This window comes from Rhodobaculum claviforme (assembly GCF_016653255.1).
GTDB lineage: Bacteria > Pseudomonadota > Alphaproteobacteria > Rhodobacterales > Rhodobacteraceae > Rhodobaculum > Rhodobaculum claviforme.
The window spans coordinates 1-16757 of record NZ_NHSD01000333.1 but is presented as its reverse complement, the minus strand read 5'-3'; the positions used below and the strand labels follow the sequence as shown (position 1 = coordinate 16757).

Here is a 16757-nt window from a genome sequence, read left to right as displayed (position 1 = left end):
CGGTGCACAGCACCACCCCCACCGGCAACCGCCCCGCCGCCCGGTCCGCGGCAATCGCGGCCTCCAGCGCGGCCGGATCCATCGACAGATCCGCGTCGGTCGCGACCTTGACCAGATTGTCCTGTCCGATGCCCGACAGCCGCGCCGCCTTGTCCACCGAGGAATGCGTCTGGTCCGAGGCATAGAGCCGCAGCACCGGCCCGCCCGCCAGCCCCTGCGCATTGCCGCGCCAGCCGGTCGCGGCCTCGCGCATCGTCAGCACCGCCGACAGGGTCGCGGTGGTGGCGCTGTCGTGGATGGTCCCGGCCATCCCCTCCGGCAGGCCCAGCGCCGCGCGCAGCCAGTCGGTGACGACCTGCTCCAGCTCGGTCGCCGCCGGTGCGGTCTGCCACAGCATGCACTGCGCGGCCATCGCGCCCGCCAGCTGTTCGGCCAGCATCGAGGCCGGCGCGGCGTTGGCCGGGAAATAGGCAAAGAACCGCGGATGCTGCCAGTGGGTCATGGCGTCGGGGATCAGCGCCTCGAAATCGGCAAAGATCGCCTCCATCGGCTCGGGCGCCTCGGGGGCGGTGGGCGGCAGCTGCGCGCGCAGGCTGCCGGGCGCGATGTCCGGGCGCACCGGCCGGTCGCGCAGCCCCGCGTGGTAATCGTGCGCCCAGTCGGCCGCCCGGCGCGCCCAGTGGCGCAGATCGTCGTGGTCCATGCCCGCCCCTCTGCCCGCTGCATCCCCGCCTGCGATACCCGGCCGGGCACGCCGCGCCAAGGGTTGCGGCACCGTTGGTTCTTGACTGTTCTTGTCGGCTTCTCTACCCGGGGCGCCACAGGAATTGAGCGGGGAGCCCCCCGTGGGAGGCAGGCGCCAGCCTCTGGCGCGGTACCGTGACCCTGTTCCTGCCGCGATCGACGGGATCGAAGCAGACACGGGAGAGACACAGAAATGCGTTTTGCGAAAATTGCCACGCTGGCCCTTGCCACACTGGCCGCCACACCGATCACGGCCCAGGAGCTGACGCTCTATTCCGGGCGGGGCGAGCCGCTGATCGCGCCGATCCTGCAAGCCTTCACGGCCGAGACGGGGATCGAGGTGAACGTCCGCTATGGCGGCACCGCCGAGCTTGCGATCCTGCTGCAGGAGGAGGGCGACCGCAGCCCGGCCGACCTGTTCTGGGCGCAGGACGCCGCCGCCCTGGGCGCCGTGGCCGACATGTTCCAGCCCCTGCCCGAGGCCACGCTGGAGCGCGTTCCCGCGGCCTATCGCGACACCGACGGGCGCTGGATCGCCACCTCGGGCCGGGGCCGCGTGCTGGCCTGGTCGACCGAACGGGTGAGCGAGGACGAACTGCCCGCCACCATGGCCGAGATGGTAGACCCGAAATACCGCGGCCGCATCGCGCTGCCGGTCACCAACGGCTCGTTCCTGGCCCATGTCGCCGCGCTGCGGGTGGTCGCGGGTGATGACGCCGCGCTGGAGTGGCTGCGCGGGCTGCACGCCAACGCGCCGGTGATCGTGCGCAACAACACCGCCGCGATCCAGGCCATCGGCGACGGCGAGGCCGATTTCGCCATGACCAACAACTACTACCTGGTGCGTTTCCAGCGCGCGGCGGCCGATTTCCCCGTCACCCAGACGTTGTTCCCCACCGAGGGCGACATCGGCAACCTGCTGCTGGTGGCTGGCATGGGCGTGCTGCAGACCTCCGACCACAGCGCCGAGGCCGTGGCCTTCATCGACTTCCTGCTGTCGGACGCCGCCCAGCAGTTCTTCAGCGGCGAGGTCGCGGAGTTCCCTGTCACCGGCCGCGTGATCCCCACCCGCACCGACGGCATCACCCTCGATGAGGTCGTGCGCATGGCGCCCGAGGTCGACCTCAACGCCATCGGCGATCTGGAGGGCACGCTGGAGCTGGTGCGCGAGGCCGGCCTGCTGTGATGGCAGGCGCCTTCGCCAGGACCCTGTTCCCGGGCCGCCGCATGTCGGCGGCCCGGATCATGTTGTCGGCCATCGGTCTGGCGATCGGCGCGCTGATGCTGCTGCCGCTTTATTACCTTCTGCTGCGGGCGTTCCAGGCGGACCTGGCGACGGTGTGGGGGCTGCTGGTGCGGCCGCGCACGGGACAGCTGCTGCTCAATACCGCGGCCTTGACGGGCGGTGTGCTGGCGCTCTGCACCATGATCGCGCTGCCGCTGGCGTGGCTGGTCAGCCGCACCGACCTGCCGGGGCGGCGGGTGGTGAACTTCCTCGCGGTGCTGCCGCTGGCGGTGCCGGGGTATGTGATGGCCTATGCGCTGATCGGGCTGTCGGGGAATTTCGGCTTCCTCAACCAGGTGTTCGGGGTCACGATCCCGCGCCCGCAGGGCTGGCTGGGGGCGACGCTGGCGCTGTCGCTGTATTGTTTTCCCTACCTCTATCTGAACCTGCGCGCGGCCTTTGCCGGGCTTGACCGCAGCCTGGAGGAAAGCGCCCGCAGCCTCGGCTGCGGCCCGCGCGAGGTGTTCACCCGGGTCACGCTGCCGCATCTGATGCCGGCGCTGATGGCGGGCTGGCTGGTGGTGGGCCTCTATACCATCGGCGATTTCGGCGCCGTGGCCTTGATGCGCTACGAGGTGTTCTCCTACGCCATCTACCTGCAGTACTCGGCCGCGTTCGACCGGCTGTACGCGGCGTGGCTGGCGCTGATCCTGATCGTGATCGCGCTGACGGTGGTCTGGTGGGAAAGCCGCCTGCGCGAGGGCGTGCGCTATGCCCGCACGGGATCGGGCGCGGGCACGGGGCCGCGGCGGGTGCGGCTGGGGCCGGTGGGCCGGATGCTGGGCTGGGGGTTTTCGGGGACGGTGGTGATGGCGTCGCTGGGGCTGCCGGTGGCGGTTCTGGTGTTCTGGATGTCGCTGGCGCCGGTGGGTCCGGTGCTGCCGGCGCTCGTTGACAGCTTTGCACAATCGCTGTCGGTGGCGGTCCCGTCGGCAGTGATGGCGGCGGCGATGGCGCTGCCGGTGGCGGTGCTGGCGGTGCGCTACCCCTCGCCGCTGTCGACGCTGATCAACCGGCTGGCGTTCGTGGGCTATGCGGTGCCGGCGCTGGCGTTCGCGCTGGCGTTCGTGTTCTTCAGCCTCCAGGGCGCGCGGTGGCTTTATCAGACGCATCTGTTGCTGGTGGTGGTGTATGCGCTGGCGTTTCTGGCGCTGGCGCTGGGGCCGATCCGTTCCGCGCTCTATCTTGCGCGCCCCACGCTGGAGGACAGCGCGCGCACGCTGGGCTACGGGCCGCTGGCGACGTTCTGGCGGGTGACGCTGCCGACGATCCGGCCGGGCGTGGTCGCGGGCTCCGTGCTGGTGTTCGTCATCGCGATGAAGGAGCTGCCGATGGCGTTCCTGTTGTCGCCGGTGGGGTTCCGACCGCTGGCGGTGACGATGTTCTCGCGCACCTCCGAGGGGATGCTGGTGGAGGCCGCACCCTATGCCGCCGCCATCATCGTGTTTTCGGGGCTTTTCGTCGGGGTCGTTCTGCGCCATGACCGCAAGCGTGAGGGGTGAGGGAATGCAGCATCTGCCGAAATCGCTGGGCTTTCGGATGCCCGCCGACGCATCCCCGCTGGGCTTTCGCCAGACGCCGGTGGATGTGCTGCTGGAGGTGGAGGGGCTGAGCCGCCACTTCCACGCCACCGAGGCCCCGGCGGTCGACCGCGTCTCGCTCTCGCTTGGCGAGGGGGAGCTGATGGCGCTGCTGGGCCCGTCGGGCTGCGGCAAGACCACCACGCTGCGGATGATCGGGGGCCTGGAGATGCCGGACGCGGGCAGCGTGCGGCTGCGTGGGCGCGACATCACCCGGCTGCCGGTGGAAAAGCGCGGCATCGGGATCGTGTTCCAGGACTACGCGCTGTTTCCGCACCTCAGCGTGCGCGACAACGTCAAGTTCGGCCTGCGCAAGCTCACCCGCGCCGCCGCCGATGCCCGGGCCGAGGAGATGCTGGCGCTGGTGGGACTGGAGGGGCTGGGCGGGCGCAAGCCGCACCAGCTGTCGGGCGGGCAGCAGCAGCGCGTGGCGCTGGCGCGCACGCTGGCGGTGTCGCCGCCGCTGGTGCTGCTGGACGAGCCGTTCTCCAACCTCGACGCCGCGATGCGGGTGGAGACCCGCCAGGAGGTGCGCCGCCTGCTCAAGCGCATCGGCTCGGCCGGGATCCTCGTGACCCACGATCAGGAGGAGGCGCTGGCCCTCGCCGACCGGATCGCGGTGATGGAAAAGGGCCGCGTGCTCCAGATCGGCACCCCGGACGAGATCTACCGCAACCCCGCCACGCGGTTCGTCGCGGCCTTCATCGGTCGGTCGAACATCGTGCCCGGCCGTGCCAATGGCATGGATGTGGAGACCGCCTTCGGCCGCCTGCCGCTGAGCCGGGCCGCCAATGGCCGCGTGTCGCTGGCCGTGCGCCCCGAGCAGATCATGATCGAGGCCGACCCCACCGGCCCCGCCGCTGTCGTGGGGCGCGAATTTCGCGGCCACGATCAGCTGTACTGGGTACAGGAAGGCGAGCGTTGCCTGCTGGTCATCTCGGGCCTGGGTCAGGGCCAGGGCATGGGTGCCCCGATCGCCATCGGCGACCGTGTGCGGCTGCGCATCTGCGACTGTGTCACGCCGGTGGATTGACGCCGGTTTGATGGGCCGGGGGGGATACCCCCGGCCACCGATCACTGAAAGCGCTTCATCGCGTTGCGAAAGCCGTCGGAGATGTTGTCCCAGGCGGCGGTCATGCTGGTGCTCATGTCCTGCCAGGCATTTTCGCTGGCCTGGCGGGCCTCGCGCATCTTTTCCTCGGCCTGGTCGCGCTGGTCGCGCATCTCCTTGAGCTGGGTTTCATACTTGATGCGGGCCTCGGCCTGGGCCTTGTGCGCCTGGGCCTGCATCTTGTCGATCTCGGCGTTCCATTCCTCGATCTGGGCCTTCAGCTTGTCGACATAGGCGTTGCGGTCCATTTTCCCCTCCTCTGTGGTCTGCGTACCAAGAGATGGCCGCACGCCAGCCATGCTTCAAGCCCGCGACACTCGGGCGGGGTTGCGGGACCGGCCGGTGGGTCCTAGCTGGGAGTCAAGTATTCGGAACAAGGAATGTGAGATGCCTGCACCCGCCAGACCCGCTGTCCGTGCGTTCTTCGACCGACCGACCGGCAGCCTTCAGTATGTGTTTCACGATCCCGAAACCATGCAGGGGGCGATCGTCGACCCGGTCCTGAACTTCCATCCCGAAGCCGGCGCCGTCACCCATGAGAGCGCCGAGGAGATCCTCGCCTATGTCCGCGCGACCGGGATCACCGTGGCCTGGATCCTCGACACCCACCCCCACGCCGACCACTTCAGCGCAGCCCCCTGGCTGGCCGAGCGTCTGGGCGCCCCGCGCGGCATCGGCGCGCGGGTGGTGGACGTCCAGAAGCTGTGGAAGGGGCTTTACAACCTCGGCGACGATCTGGTCTGCGACGGCCACCAGTGGGACCGCCTGTTCACCGCGGGCGAGGAATTCATGGTGGGCAAGATCCCGGTGAGGGTGCTGTTCTCGCCCGGGCACACGCTGGCGTCGATCACCTATGTCGCGGGGGATGCGGCGTTCGTGCACGACACGCTGATGAAACCCGCCAGCGGAACCAGCCGGGCCGATTTCCCCGGCGGCGACAGCACGGAGCTGTGGCACTCGATCCGGGACATCCTGGCCTTGCCCGGGGACACACGGCTCTATGTCGGGCATGACTATCCCTCTGACGGGGATGCCCCCGAATACATGGCCACCGTGGCCGAACACCGCCTGACCAACCGCCACGTCAAGGACGGCATCGCAATGGAGGAATTCATCGCCACCCGGGACGCCCGCGACGCCACGCTGAAACTGCCCGACCGGATGCTGGCCGCGCTTCAGGTCAACATCCGCGGCGGCCGCCTGCCCCCACCCGAGAGCGACGGTCACAGCTACCTCCGCATTCCGGTGGGCAAGTTCGAGGCCCGCTGATGCGGCTGGCGCGCATCCTTGCCGTGGTGGCGGTGCTGGGCGGCGGCGCGGTGGGCATCGTGGGGCATGCGCCCGTCTATCTGCCCACCCTGCCCGTTGGCGCGCCCCCCCTGCCCGAGGGGCCGACGCGCGTCTTCGGCTATGCCACGCTGGCCGATCCGCTGGTGCGGCTCGTGGTGGTGGGCCGACCCGTGAACTCGGAAAGTGCGGCGCTGCCGGACTGGCGCCGGGTGGGGCGGGACCTCGCGCCCGATCCCGGTGCGCTGACCACGGGGCGGGTGTTCGAGGTCTCCCCCGAGGGTCTGCGCCGCCTCGACCGCTATGAACGGGCGGGCTATCGCTACAGCCGGACCAAGAAAACGCTCGCCGACGGGACGCAAGCCTGGGTCTATGGCCTGCTGTCGCCGCGCACGGCGGACTAGGCCGCGCCGCCGGTGGGAATGTTCACCGTCGCGCCGCAGTGCTTGCAGTGGATCGCGTCGGGGTCGTGGCGGTTGAGCCCGCACGCCGTGCAACGCTGGATCACCTTGCGCGGCACGAACAGCGCCCGCGCGAGCCGGAAGAACAGCGCAACGCCCGCCACCATCATCACCACGGCCATGAGCTTGCCCCCGGTGCCTGTCATCGTGATGTCGCCGTAGCCGGTGGTCGTCAGCGTCGCCACGGTGAAATACAGCGCGTCGGCATAGGCCGCAAAGCCCGGCTCGGCATCGAATTGCAGCACATAGACCGCCGAGGTGGCGACAAAGATGAACGCGAACAGATCGACGCTGGCGACGATCCCCTGCTCGTGCTCACGAAAGAACGCGGTGTCGCGGCGCAGATCCTGCGCCACCCGCCACGAATGCACCAGCCGCAACGCCCGCAGCGCCTTGAGAAACGACAGGTTCACCCCCAGCAGCGGCTCGGCCACCAGCGACACCACCACCACCAGATCGGCCAGCGTGTGGACCTGCCACAGGCTGCGCCACCGGTCCGGCGCGATCCACAGCCGCAGCCCCATGTCGACCAGGATCAGCGCGCCGATCACCGCCTCGCACACCGCGATGGGCGCGCTGCGCGCCAGCGGTACCGTCACGATGAAGAACGCCACCGTGATGACATCGAGCCCGATCAGCGTGTACCGGAACCGCGCTGCCCGGCGTGTCCGCCCCGTGTAAAGCGCGGAAATTGTCTCCCGCAGGGCCATGTGGCCACCCCCCTGTGCGTCCTGCGATCGGGGGCATGCTATCGCCCCGCACGCCTCGGGCCAAGGCCGCGGCGATGGCGTTGGTCACCGGCCGCACACAGTGGCACACTGCCCCGAGGGACATGATTCGGCCGCCCCCATCCGGGACTTGCGGCCCCCCAAGGGAGGACCCCATGAAAGACGCCCAGGCCCAGAGCGAACCCGGATTCCGTGATTCGGTTGATCTGATGTTCAACCGCGCGGTGCGGCTGCTCGACCTCAGCCCCGGGTTGGAGGAGAAGATCCGCGTCTGCAACGCCACCTACATCGTGCGCTTCGGCGTTCGGCTGCGCGGGCACATCCACACCTTCACCGGCTACCGCTCCAATCACTCGGAACACATGGAGCCGGTCAAGGGCGGCATCCGCTACGCCCCGCAGGTCCACCAGGAGGAGGTGGAGGCGCTGGCCGCCCTGATGACCTACAAATGCGCGCTGGTGGAGGTGCCCTTCGGCGGCGCCAAGGGGGGGCTGTGCATCGACCCCCGCCAGTGGGAGGCGCATGAGCTGGAGCAGATCACCCGCCGCTTCACCTATGAGCTGGCCAAGCGCGACCTCATCAACCCCAGCCAGAACGTGCCCGCCCCCGACATGGGCACCTCCGAACGGGAAATGGCCTGGATGGCCGACCAGTACGCGCGCATGAACACCACCGACATCAACGCGCACGCCTGCGTCACCGGCAAGCCGTTGAATTCGGGCGGCATTCACGGCCGGGTGGAGGCGACGGGGCGCGGCGTGCAATACGCCCTGCGCGAATTCTTCCGCCACCCGGAGGATGTGAAGCGCGCGGGCCTGTCGGGCCAGATCGACGGCAAGCGGATCATCGTGCAGGGGCTGGGCAATGTCGGCTACCACGCCGCCAAGTTCCTGTCGCAGGAGGACGGCGCGAAGATCATCGCCATCATCGAGCGGGACGGCGCGCTGGTGTCCGACGACGGTCTGGACGTGGATCTGGTGCGCGACTGGATCGGCCGCACCGGCGGGGTGACGGGCTGCCCCGCCGGCCGCCACGTCCCCGACGGCGCCGCCCTGCTGGAGGAGGCCTGCGACATCCTGATCCCGGCCGCGCTGGAGGGGGTCATCAACCTGTCCAACGCCGAGCGCATCCAGGCACCGCTGATCATCGAGGCCGCAAACGGCCCCGTCACCGCCGCCGCCGACGAAATCCTGCGCCGCAAGGGCACGGTCATCATCCCCGACCTCTATGCCAACGCAGGCGGGGTGACCGTCAGCTATTTCGAATGGGTCAAGAACCTGTCGCACATCCGGTTCGGCCGCATGCAGCGCCGCGCCGACGAAGCGCACCACCTGTTGCTGGTGGAGGAGCTGGAGCGGCTCTCGGCCGACCGCGGTCTGGGCTGGGCGCTGTCGCCGGACTTCAAGGCGCGGTACCTGCGCGGCTCGGACGAGCTGGAACTGGTGCGCTCGGGCCTCGATGACACGATGCGCACGGCCTATCAGGACATGCGCCAGCGCTGGCACGAGCACGAAGGGGTGGAGGATCTGCGCACCGCCGCCTTTGTGCAGGCCATCGAGCGCGTGGCGGCAAGCTACCGCGCCAAGGGCCTCTGATCGGCGCGGCCCCTGCGCCTGGGCCGCCAAAACGAAATGGAGGGCCACCGCACAGGAGCGGAGCCCTCCATCCCCTCACGCACCCTTACCCCACGCGCGCAACTGGAATTTCTGGTTCCGACCGTTCTGGCCCGAAACCTCATACTGCCATGGGTCGACGGACCGGGCAACGCGCGTGAATGGACAAGTTTTCGAAAACCAAAAAGAACGGGGCGGGCCCGCAGACCCGCCCCGTTTCGTTTCGATCATGCCGATCAGAAGCGGAACGACACCCGCGCCTGCGCGGTGGTGGCGGATGCGTCCGCCCCGAGCGCGTTGCCCGCGAAGTTGTTGAAGCGGTGGTACAGAATCTCACCGCCCAGACGCCAGTTGTCGGTCAGCGCGTATTCCAGACCGATGCCGCCATAGGGGCCGGTCTCGTTGCCCAGCGCGGGCACGCGGGCGCGCGCGGCGCCGACGGTGCCGTAGAAGAACAGGTCACCGGTGGTCACACCGGCACGGACACCGAGGCGCGCGACCTGGCTGAGCGAGCCGAGCTCGAGGGCACCGGCGGACACGTCGATGCTGCTGCCCCAGTTGTAGCTGCCGTCGACACCGGCGGCAAAGCCGTTGCCGAAGTCATGCAGGTAGCCCGCATGCAGGCCACCCAGCGCGCCATCACCGCTCACGTCGCGGCCAAGGTCGGCATAGCCCAGCTGGCCACCGACATAGAAACCGGTCCAGTTGCGGGCCACCATCATCGGCGCGGGCGCGGGCGCCGCGACCGTCGGCTCCATCGGGGCGGGCGCGGGGCTGCCGGCGAACGCAGGCATTGCCAGAGCGGTGCCGAGGCCGAGGGCCGTCACAAGTTTCATCATTCACATATCCTTCCGAGGTTACGCTTTACAACGTTGTCGCAAAGTATCGTAACGGCTCGAAAGTTCAAAGACCGCACACCAATACGTGAGGACCGGACGGCAAGGTTCCGCCACCGCGCGGCAGGCGCCCAGGAATCCTAGACCGGCAGGCCCACCACGAAGCGCGCGCCCAGCGGCTCGGAGCCGGGATCGGCTTCTGTGGGCTGGATATTCTCGGCCCAGATCACGCCGCCGTGCGCCTCCACGATCTGGCGTGAAATGGCCAGGCCGAGTCCGGAATGGTTGCCAAATTGCTGCACCGGCCGCTCCGAATAGAACCGCTTGAAGATTTTTGTCAGCGCGGCGTCGGGGATGCCCGGGCCGGTGTCCTCCACCACCACGAGGACGCGGTTGTCGCGCCGGCGCGCCCACAGCCGCACCGCGTCGCCATCCTCGCAAAACGAGAGCGCGTTGGCGATGATGTTGACGAACACCTGCGCCAGGCGCGCCTCCAGCCCGTTGATCTGCACCGTCTGCGCCGGCAGGTCGGTGATGAAGTCGACGCCGCGCGCCTCCGCCTCGGCGCCGAAGTGGCTGGACAGGTTGCGCAACATCGGCACGAGGTCGAAGCGCGCCTCCTGCTCCTTGACCAGCTCGCTGTCGAGGCGCGAGGCGTTGGAGATGTCGCTCACCAGCCGGTCGAGGCGGCGCACGTCATGCTCGATCACGTCGAGCAGGCGGCCGCGCTGGTCGTCGCGCCGCGCCACCCGCAGCGTCCCCACCGCCGAGCGCAGGCTGGCCAGCGGGTTCTTGATCTCGTGCGCGACATCGGCGGCGAATTGCTCGTTCATCTCGATCCGGTCATAGAGCGCGGCGACCATGCCCCGCATTGCCGAGGACAGCCGCCCGATCTCGTCGGGGCGGGCGGCCAGGTCGGGGATTCGCACCCGGCCGGGGCCGAGGTGCCGGGCGTTGCGCTCGCGCCCACGCTCGGCCGCGGCGGCAAGTTCTGCGATCGGCGTGGCGATGGTGGAGGCGAGGACGAGGCTGAGGCCGATGGACACCAGCAGCGCCAGCACGAACACCTGCGCCATGCGCACCCGTTCGGCGTGGGCGATGCGATCGGCCTCGCCGGCGGCGCCGGTCAGGGCCACCGCGCCGACCACCTGCCCCCCCGCGCGCACCGGGACCACCGCCGTCAGCACGGTATGGCCGTCGGAGTTGCGCCGCTGGTCGACCTGCGCGGCCCCCGCCAGCGCCGCCGCAACCAGCGCCCCGGGCGGCGCGGCGCCATCGGCGCCCGAAACCGCGGCGCCGGTCGCGTCATGGATCGACAGCATCACCCCCGGCGGCAGCCCCGGATGCCCCGACAGCGCGTCCGCGGGCACCCCCCCGGGGCCCAGCAACCCCGCGATCAGCCCCGCCTGGTCGGCCAGCGCCGCACCGCGCTGCTGCACCAGCCCGTCGCGAAACGGGTTGAGCCACACCACCCCCGCCACCAGCACCATCAGCGCCAGCAGGTTGACCACCACGATCCGACGCGCCAGAGGCGAGCCGCGCAGCCCCGCGACACCGCGCAGCACCTGCGCCGAAGCGCCCCCGCCACGCGGCAGCACCGCCCCCCGGGCCTGTTTGCGAGACGCGCTCACGCCCTACACCATGTTGTAGCGGTAACCGATGCCATACAGCGTCTCGATGGCCGAGAACTCCGGGTCCGCCCCGCGCAGTTTCTTGCGCAGGCGCTTGATGTGGCTGTCGATGGTGCGGTCGTCGACATAGATCTGATCGTCATAGGCCACATCCATCAGCTGATCGCGGCTTTTCACAAAGCCCGGGCGTTGCGCCAGCGCCTGCAGCAGCAGGAATTCCGTCACCGTCAGCGACACGTCCCGCCCGCGCCATGTCACCGCATGGCGCAGCGGGTCCATCGTCAGATCGCCGCGCACCATCACCGCCGCATCCTCGGACACCGGCGCGTCGCCCCCCGCCAGCACCTCCTGACGGCGCAGCAGCGCGCGAATGCGCTCGACCAGAAGGCGCTGCGAGAACGGCTTCTTGACATAGTCGTCGGCGCCCATGCGCAGGCCCACCACCTCGTCGATCTCGTCGTCCTTGGAGGTCAGGAAGATGATCGGGATGGTCGTGCGCTGGCGCAGGCGTTGCAGCAGGTCCATGCCATCCATGCGCGGCATCTTGATGTCCAGCACCGCCATGTCCGGCATCCGCCGCTCGAACGCCTCCAGCGCGGTCTGCCCGTCGTTGTAGGTCTCCACCTCGAACCCCTCGGACTCCAGCGTGATGGCGACCGAGGTGAGGATGTTGCGGTCGTCGTCGACCAGCGCGATGCGTGACATCATCCCAGTCCCCTGCCTGCGCCCGCACCCGTCCCGAGATGTGGGGGTCGTTGCATGTTTCCGCCTCCGCCGTGGGAATCAACCGCAATAAGGCCCGCAGGCCATACCCGATCGGTGATGACCGTAAATCGGCAACATTCGGCTAATGGCGCAATCGTTCGCGCAGAGGGGGGTGTTTCGACGCATTCTTGCGCGGTCGGTTGCATTGTCCATGTTCCCTGCGCGCGCGGGCGTGCTATAGCGGCGGCGCCGGCCGGGTGGGGCCGGTTGGACGACTGGCGGTGCGCGGCTGCGGACGTCGGCTGCGACGCGTCGCATGGAAGGAAATGGCGAATGACGGATGGGCGGGTGAACCTGGCGCAACGGCTGGAGGATCAGGGTATCACGGGCGTGGGCCGTGTGCATTACAACCTGATGGAGCCCGCGCTGATGACGGCCGCACTGCGCCGCGGCGAGGGCGAGATGGGCCTCGGCGGGGTCTTCCTCGCCGAGACGACGCCGCACACGGGCCGTTCCCCGAAGGACAAGTTCGTGGTCCGCACCCCGGAGGTCGAGGACAGCATCTGGTGGGAGAACAACGCGCCCATGGACCCCGCCGCCTTTGACCGGCTGGAGGCGGACATGCTGGCGCACCTCAAGGGCCGCGAGGTGTTCGTTCAGGACCTGCACGCCGGCGCCGACGCGGAGCATCGCCTTGATGTGCGGCTGGTCGCGGAGCTGGCCTGGCACGGGCTGTTCCTGCGCCACATGCTGCGCCGCCCCGAGCGCGCGGCGCTCGACAGTTTCGTGCCCGAATTCACCATCGTGAACTGCCCCAGCTTCACCGCCGATCCCGCGCGCCACGGCTGCCGGTCGGGCACGGTGATCGCGCTGAACTTCGCCCGCCGCCGCATCCTGATCGCGGGCACCAAATACGCGGGCGAGAACAAGAAATCCGTGTTCACGCTGCTCAACTACATCCTGCCGGGCAAGGGGGTGATGCCGATGCACTGCTCGGCCAACCACGCGCCGGGCAACCCCGACGACACGGCGGTGTTCTTCGGGCTGTCGGGCACCGGCAAGACCACGCTGTCGGCCGACCCCGCACGCACGCTGATCGGCGACGACGAACACGGCTGGTCCGACCGCGGCGCCTTCAACTTCGAGGGCGGCTGCTACGCCAAGACCATCGACCTCGACCCCGCCGCCGAACCCGAGATCTTCGCCACCACGTCGATGTTCGCCTCGGTGGTGGAGAACATGGGCTATGACCGCGAGACCTATCAACTCGACTTCGCAGACGACAGCATCACCGCCAACACCCGCGTGGCCTATCCGCTGGGGGCGATCCCGAATGCGTCGGCCACGGGTCTGGCGGGGCATCCGCGCAACATCATGATGCTGACCTGCGATGCCTTCGGGGTGCTGCCGCCGATCGCGCGGCTGACGCCGGCGCAGGCGATGTACCACTTCCTGTCGGGCTTCACCGCCAAGGTGGCGGGCACCGAGACCGGTGTGACCGAGCCGCAGCCCACCTTCTCCACCTGCTTCGGGGCGCCCTTCATGCCCCGCCGCCCCGAGGTCTACGGCGAGTTGCTCCGCGAGCGCATCGCCCGCCACGGCGCAACCTGCTGGCTGGTCAACACCGGCTGGACCGGCGGCGCGCATGGCACCGGGCGGCGCATGCCGATCCGTGCCACGCGGGCGCTGATCGCGGCCGCGCTCGATGGCTCGCTGACCGAGGGCAGCTTCCGGCGCGATCCCAACTTCGGGTTCGAGGTGCCGGTGACGGTGCCCGGCGTCGATGCGACCCTGCTCGACCCGCGCGCGACCTGGGGCGACCCGGAGGCCTATGACCGGCAGGCGGCCAGGCTGGTGGGGATGTTTGCAGACAACTTTGCGCAATACGTCCCCTTCATCCACGACGACGTGAAGGCCGCGGCCCTGGGCTGACGGCGCGGGCCGCGCGGGATGCGTGTTGCGGGGGCGGATGGCTGCCGGGCCGGCTGGCTGGTGGTGATCGCCGACGCGGGCGCGCTGTCGGCACGGCTGGTGGCCACCCTCGATCCGGTGCTGGCGGAGGCGGCGCTGGAGGTGCTGGGGGTGGACACGCCCATCGGTCTGGACACGGCCCCCGCACCGGGCGGACGCGCGGCCGACCGTGCCGCGCGCCGGGCGCTGGCGGCAGGGGCGCCGCCGGGCCTGCGGGCGGTCGGGTCGCGGGTGTTCTCGGCACCCACGGGGGCGCAACTGGCGGCGTGGCGGGCGGGGGCGGACCACGCGGGCGTCAACGCGGTCCATCCCGGCGGTCCGAAGCTGTCCATCCAGGCCTTCAACATCCTGCCCAAGATCGATGCGGCCGACCGTCTGGCGGCCCGCGACCCGCGCGTGGTGGAGGTCCACCCCGAGCTGTCGTTCCTGGCACTGGCGAACGAGACACTGGCGCCCAAACGGCTGGCGGCCGCACGGGCGCGCCGGGCGGCCCTGCTGGCCGACGCGGGGGTCGATGTGCGGGCGCTCGCGGCTGCGCTGGGACCTGCGCGCGGGCGCTGGCAGGACGACGATCTGCTGGATGCCGCGGTGGCGTGCTGGTCGGCCGGGCGCATCGCGCGCGGCACGGCGCGGCGGTATCCCTGCGCCGAACCGGGCGCGGCCGCCGCCCCCCGCCGCGGCGCGATCCTCGCCTGAGGTCCGCTCAGCGCGGGGTTTCGTGGTGCGACATCCGCGCCGCCAGCCGCGCGATCAGCGGCGCGAACGGCAGGATCAGGAAGATGCGCACCAGGTGGAACGCCGTGACCACCGCCACCCCGTCCTGAAGGATCTTGGCCGTCAGCGCCATCTCGGTCACGCTGCCGGGCGCGGTGGCAAGGATCATCACCTCCCACGACAGCCCCGTGAACGGCACCAGCGCAAACCCCAGCGCCGCGCACAGCACGATCATCAGCCCCGTGCACACGAACGCCGCGCGGATGAACCCCGCCGATCGCCGCACCAGCTGGCGGTCGAACACCGCCCCCAGCCACACCCCGAGGAACGTCTGTGCCGCCACCAGAAGCGGGAACGGCAGCGCCGTCACCGGCAGGCTCAGCGCCGCGGCCCCCGCCGCGCCCGCCAGCGCGCCCACGAAAAACGGGTTGGAGATCCGCAGCCGCCGCGCCAGCAACGCGCCCCCAAGGGCGCACAGCACCATCAGCGCGGCGCCCGTCACGCTCCAGGGTGCGGTGCGCAGCACCAGTTGCGGATCACGGATGGAGCCGTCCAGCGCCACCAGCAGCGGCGGGATGATCGCCACCAGCGCCACGATCCGCAGCGTCTGGCCAAAGATCACCGGCGCCCGATCCACCCCGTACCGCTGTGCGAGGTTCGCCGCCTCGACCGGGCCCATCGGCACCGATGCCAGCACCGCCTGCAAGGCCCCCACCCCCGACAGCCGCATCATCACCAGCGCCGTGGCGAATCCCGCCGCCACCGTCAGCACCGCCACCGCCACCATCGGGATCAGCAGATCGCCCAGCGCCGCAACCGCCTCGGGGGTGAACGCCAGCCCGACCGAGGCCGCGATCAGCACCTGCCCCACCGGCCGCGTTACCTGCGGCACCCGCACCGGCAGATCCATCAGCCGCAGCGTGGTCGCGAACACCAGCGAACCGATCAGCCAGGGCAACGGCAGGTTGATCCAGTCCCCCACCAGCCCGAACGCCAGCGCCCCGGCATAGATCGCCCCCACATGAAGGACCTGCCCCAGTCCGGCCGCCGCCATGCCCTGCCTCCCCGTATCGCCTGTGTCACACTTTGCTAGGCGGTCGCGACGGGATTGGCCAGTGCGCGGGCCGGGCTGCACGGGCATGCACGGGCGCGATGGGGCGCGATCGGGCGCACGACGGCGTGACAGCCCGCCGGACGGGCGATATGCTGCATCCCGACAGCATCAACCGCAGGAGCCGGGACAATGGCCAAGCACAAGCACGGCGAGATGGACGTGACCGAGCAGGAAAAGACCTTTGGGGGTTTCCTGAAATTCGCCGCCTGGACAGCGGCCATCTGCGTGGGGCTTCTGATCTTCGTGGCGCTGCTGAATGCGTGAGACCCGACGCGCGTGGCGCGCGGCGGTTCTGGTGGCGGTCCTGCTGGGGCTGGCGGGGTGTGGCGGCGGTGCCAAGCGCGCCGCGGCCCCCGACCCTGTGCCCGAGCGGCTGCACCATACCGCCACCGGCCCGGCCGAGGTGACGCTGCTGACGGTCTTCAACAGCCGCACTGACATGGGCGACCACGCAGCCCTCCTGATCACGGGCAGCCAGCGGGTGATCTACGATCCCGCCGGAAGCTTCGATCTGGATGGCGTGCCGCGCCGCCATGACGTCCTCTATGGCGTCTCGCCCGCGGTGGAGCAGGTCTATTTCGGCTATCACGCGCGCGCCACGCACCACATCATGGCCCAGACCCTCCCGCTTGCGCGGGCCGAGGCCGACGCCCTGATCGCCGAGGCCGAGGCGCGCGCGCCGGCCACCGCCGGGTTCTGCGCGATCCGCGCGGGTTCGGTGCTGCGCACGCTGCCGGCGCTGGCGGGGCTGTCGTCCTCGCCGTTTCCGCGGACGCTGAGCGCGAGCTTCGGCGCGCACCCCGGCGTCACTACCCGGCGGATCGATGCGACCGATGTGCCCGAATGGGCGCGCACGCGCGGTCCCGGTTTCGTGCCCGGCGGCGGGCCCCAGACTGGGCCTCGGACCGGGCCCCAGACCGGGCCCCAGACCGGGGCGCCGCAGATGTCGGCCGCCCCCGCCCCCGTGCCGGCGGGAT

At 70.1% G+C, this 16757-nt stretch carries 17 protein-coding genes; 10 read left to right on the top strand and 7 right to left on the bottom strand.

Annotated elements, in window-relative coordinates; all coding sequences use genetic code 11:
* The coding region (locus CCR87_RS16880) for a pyridoxal phosphate-dependent decarboxylase family protein (RefSeq protein ID WP_242512084.1) at positions 1-703 on the bottom strand (703 nt) is incomplete at its 3' end.
* A gap of 234 nt (positions 704-937) precedes the next feature.
* On the opposite strand from CCR87_RS16880, the gene CCR87_RS16875 reads away from it, so the two are divergent.
* Genes CCR87_RS16875 through CCR87_RS16865 form a run of 3 tightly spaced genes read left to right on the top strand, consistent with a single transcriptional unit; the run spans position 938 to position 4642 of the window.
* The gene (locus CCR87_RS16875) at positions 938-1930 is read left to right on the top strand and encodes an extracellular solute-binding protein (RefSeq protein ID WP_201158709.1); all 993 of its coding nucleotides are present in this window, start codon (positions 938-940) and stop codon (positions 1928-1930) included.
* Between the two features lie 59 nt (positions 1931-1989).
* Complete coding sequence (locus tag CCR87_RS17575; protein WP_274609792.1) at positions 1990-3531, top strand: ABC transporter permease; 1542 nt, start codon at positions 1990-1992, stop codon at positions 3529-3531.
* Positions 3532-3535: 4 nt separating this feature from the next.
* A complete protein-coding gene (locus tag CCR87_RS16865; RefSeq protein ID WP_201158708.1) occupies positions 3536-4642 on the top strand; it encodes an ABC transporter ATP-binding protein in 1107 nt (368 codons plus the stop codon).
* A 41-nt stretch (positions 4643-4683) separates the two neighbouring features.
* Here the strand turns inward: CCR87_RS16865 and CCR87_RS16860 are convergent, their stop codons facing one another.
* Entirely contained in the window at positions 4684-4968 is a 285-nt protein-coding gene (locus CCR87_RS16860; RefSeq protein WP_201158707.1) for a sll1863 family stress response protein, read from the bottom strand.
* Positions 4969-5107: 139 nt separating this feature from the next.
* On the opposite strand from CCR87_RS16860, the gene CCR87_RS16855 reads away from it, so the two are divergent.
* Positions 5108-5989, top strand: a complete 882-nt coding sequence (locus CCR87_RS16855; protein ID WP_201158706.1) for an MBL fold metallo-hydrolase — start codon at positions 5108-5110, stop codon at positions 5987-5989.
* The gene (locus CCR87_RS16850) at positions 5989-6411 is read left to right on the top strand and encodes a gamma-glutamylcyclotransferase family protein (RefSeq protein WP_201158705.1); all 423 of its coding nucleotides are present in this window, start codon (positions 5989-5991) and stop codon (positions 6409-6411) included. The genes CCR87_RS16855 and CCR87_RS16850 overlap by 1 nt, the downstream gene beginning before the upstream one ends.
* Here CCR87_RS16850 and CCR87_RS16845 read toward each other — a convergent pair.
* The gene (locus tag CCR87_RS16845; protein WP_201158704.1) at positions 6408-7178 is read right to left on the bottom strand and encodes a potassium channel family protein; all 771 of its coding nucleotides are present in this window, start codon (positions 7176-7178) and stop codon (positions 6408-6410) included. The genes CCR87_RS16850 and CCR87_RS16845 overlap by 4 nt on opposite strands.
* Before the next feature lie 173 nt (positions 7179-7351).
* On the opposite strand from CCR87_RS16845, the gene CCR87_RS16840 reads away from it, so the two are divergent.
* A complete protein-coding gene (locus CCR87_RS16840) occupies positions 7352-8791 on the top strand; it encodes a Glu/Leu/Phe/Val family dehydrogenase (RefSeq protein ID WP_201158703.1) in 1440 nt (479 codons plus the stop codon).
* Between the two features lie 254 nt (positions 8792-9045).
* Here the strand turns inward: CCR87_RS16840 and CCR87_RS16835 are convergent, their stop codons facing one another.
* The 3 genes from CCR87_RS16835 to CCR87_RS16825 all read right to left on the bottom strand — a co-directional run bounded on the left by CCR87_RS16835 (position 9046) and on the right by CCR87_RS16825 (position 11981).
* On the bottom strand, positions 9046-9645 hold the full coding sequence (locus tag CCR87_RS16835; RefSeq protein WP_207186682.1) for an outer membrane protein: 600 nt from the start codon (positions 9643-9645) through the stop codon (positions 9046-9048).
* Positions 9646-9785: 140 nt separating this feature from the next.
* The gene (locus CCR87_RS16830; protein ID WP_420850185.1) at positions 9786-11243 is read right to left on the bottom strand and encodes a sensor N-terminal transmembrane domain-containing protein; all 1458 of its coding nucleotides are present in this window, start codon (positions 11241-11243) and stop codon (positions 9786-9788) included.
* Between the two features lie 36 nt (positions 11244-11279).
* Positions 11280-11981, bottom strand: a complete 702-nt coding sequence (locus CCR87_RS16825) for a response regulator transcription factor (protein ID WP_201158710.1) — start codon at positions 11979-11981, stop codon at positions 11280-11282.
* Between the two features lie 333 nt (positions 11982-12314).
* Between CCR87_RS16825 and CCR87_RS16820 the strand changes: the two genes are divergently transcribed.
* Positions 12315-13913, top strand: coding sequence for a phosphoenolpyruvate carboxykinase (locus CCR87_RS16820; protein ID WP_201158701.1), 1599 nt, complete (start codon positions 12315-12317; stop codon positions 13911-13913).
* An 18-nt stretch (positions 13914-13931) separates the two neighbouring features.
* A complete protein-coding gene (locus tag CCR87_RS16815; protein ID WP_201158700.1) occupies positions 13932-14648 on the top strand; it encodes a DUF429 domain-containing protein in 717 nt (238 codons plus the stop codon).
* Between the two features lie 7 nt (positions 14649-14655).
* Here the strand turns inward: CCR87_RS16815 and CCR87_RS16810 are convergent, their stop codons facing one another.
* Complete coding sequence (locus CCR87_RS16810; protein WP_201158699.1) at positions 14656-15720, bottom strand: AbrB family transcriptional regulator; 1065 nt, start codon at positions 15718-15720, stop codon at positions 14656-14658.
* A gap of 189 nt (positions 15721-15909) precedes the next feature.
* Here CCR87_RS16810 and CCR87_RS16805 point away from each other — a divergent pair, with 189 nt between their 5' ends.
* The gene (locus CCR87_RS16805; protein ID WP_201158698.1) at positions 15910-16044 is read left to right on the top strand and encodes an aa3-type cytochrome c oxidase subunit IV; all 135 of its coding nucleotides are present in this window, start codon (positions 15910-15912) and stop codon (positions 16042-16044) included.
* A partial coding sequence (locus CCR87_RS16800) for a hypothetical protein (RefSeq protein WP_201158697.1) occupies positions 16037-16757 on the top strand: 721 nt, incomplete at its 3' end. The genes CCR87_RS16805 and CCR87_RS16800, both read left to right, overlap by 8 nt.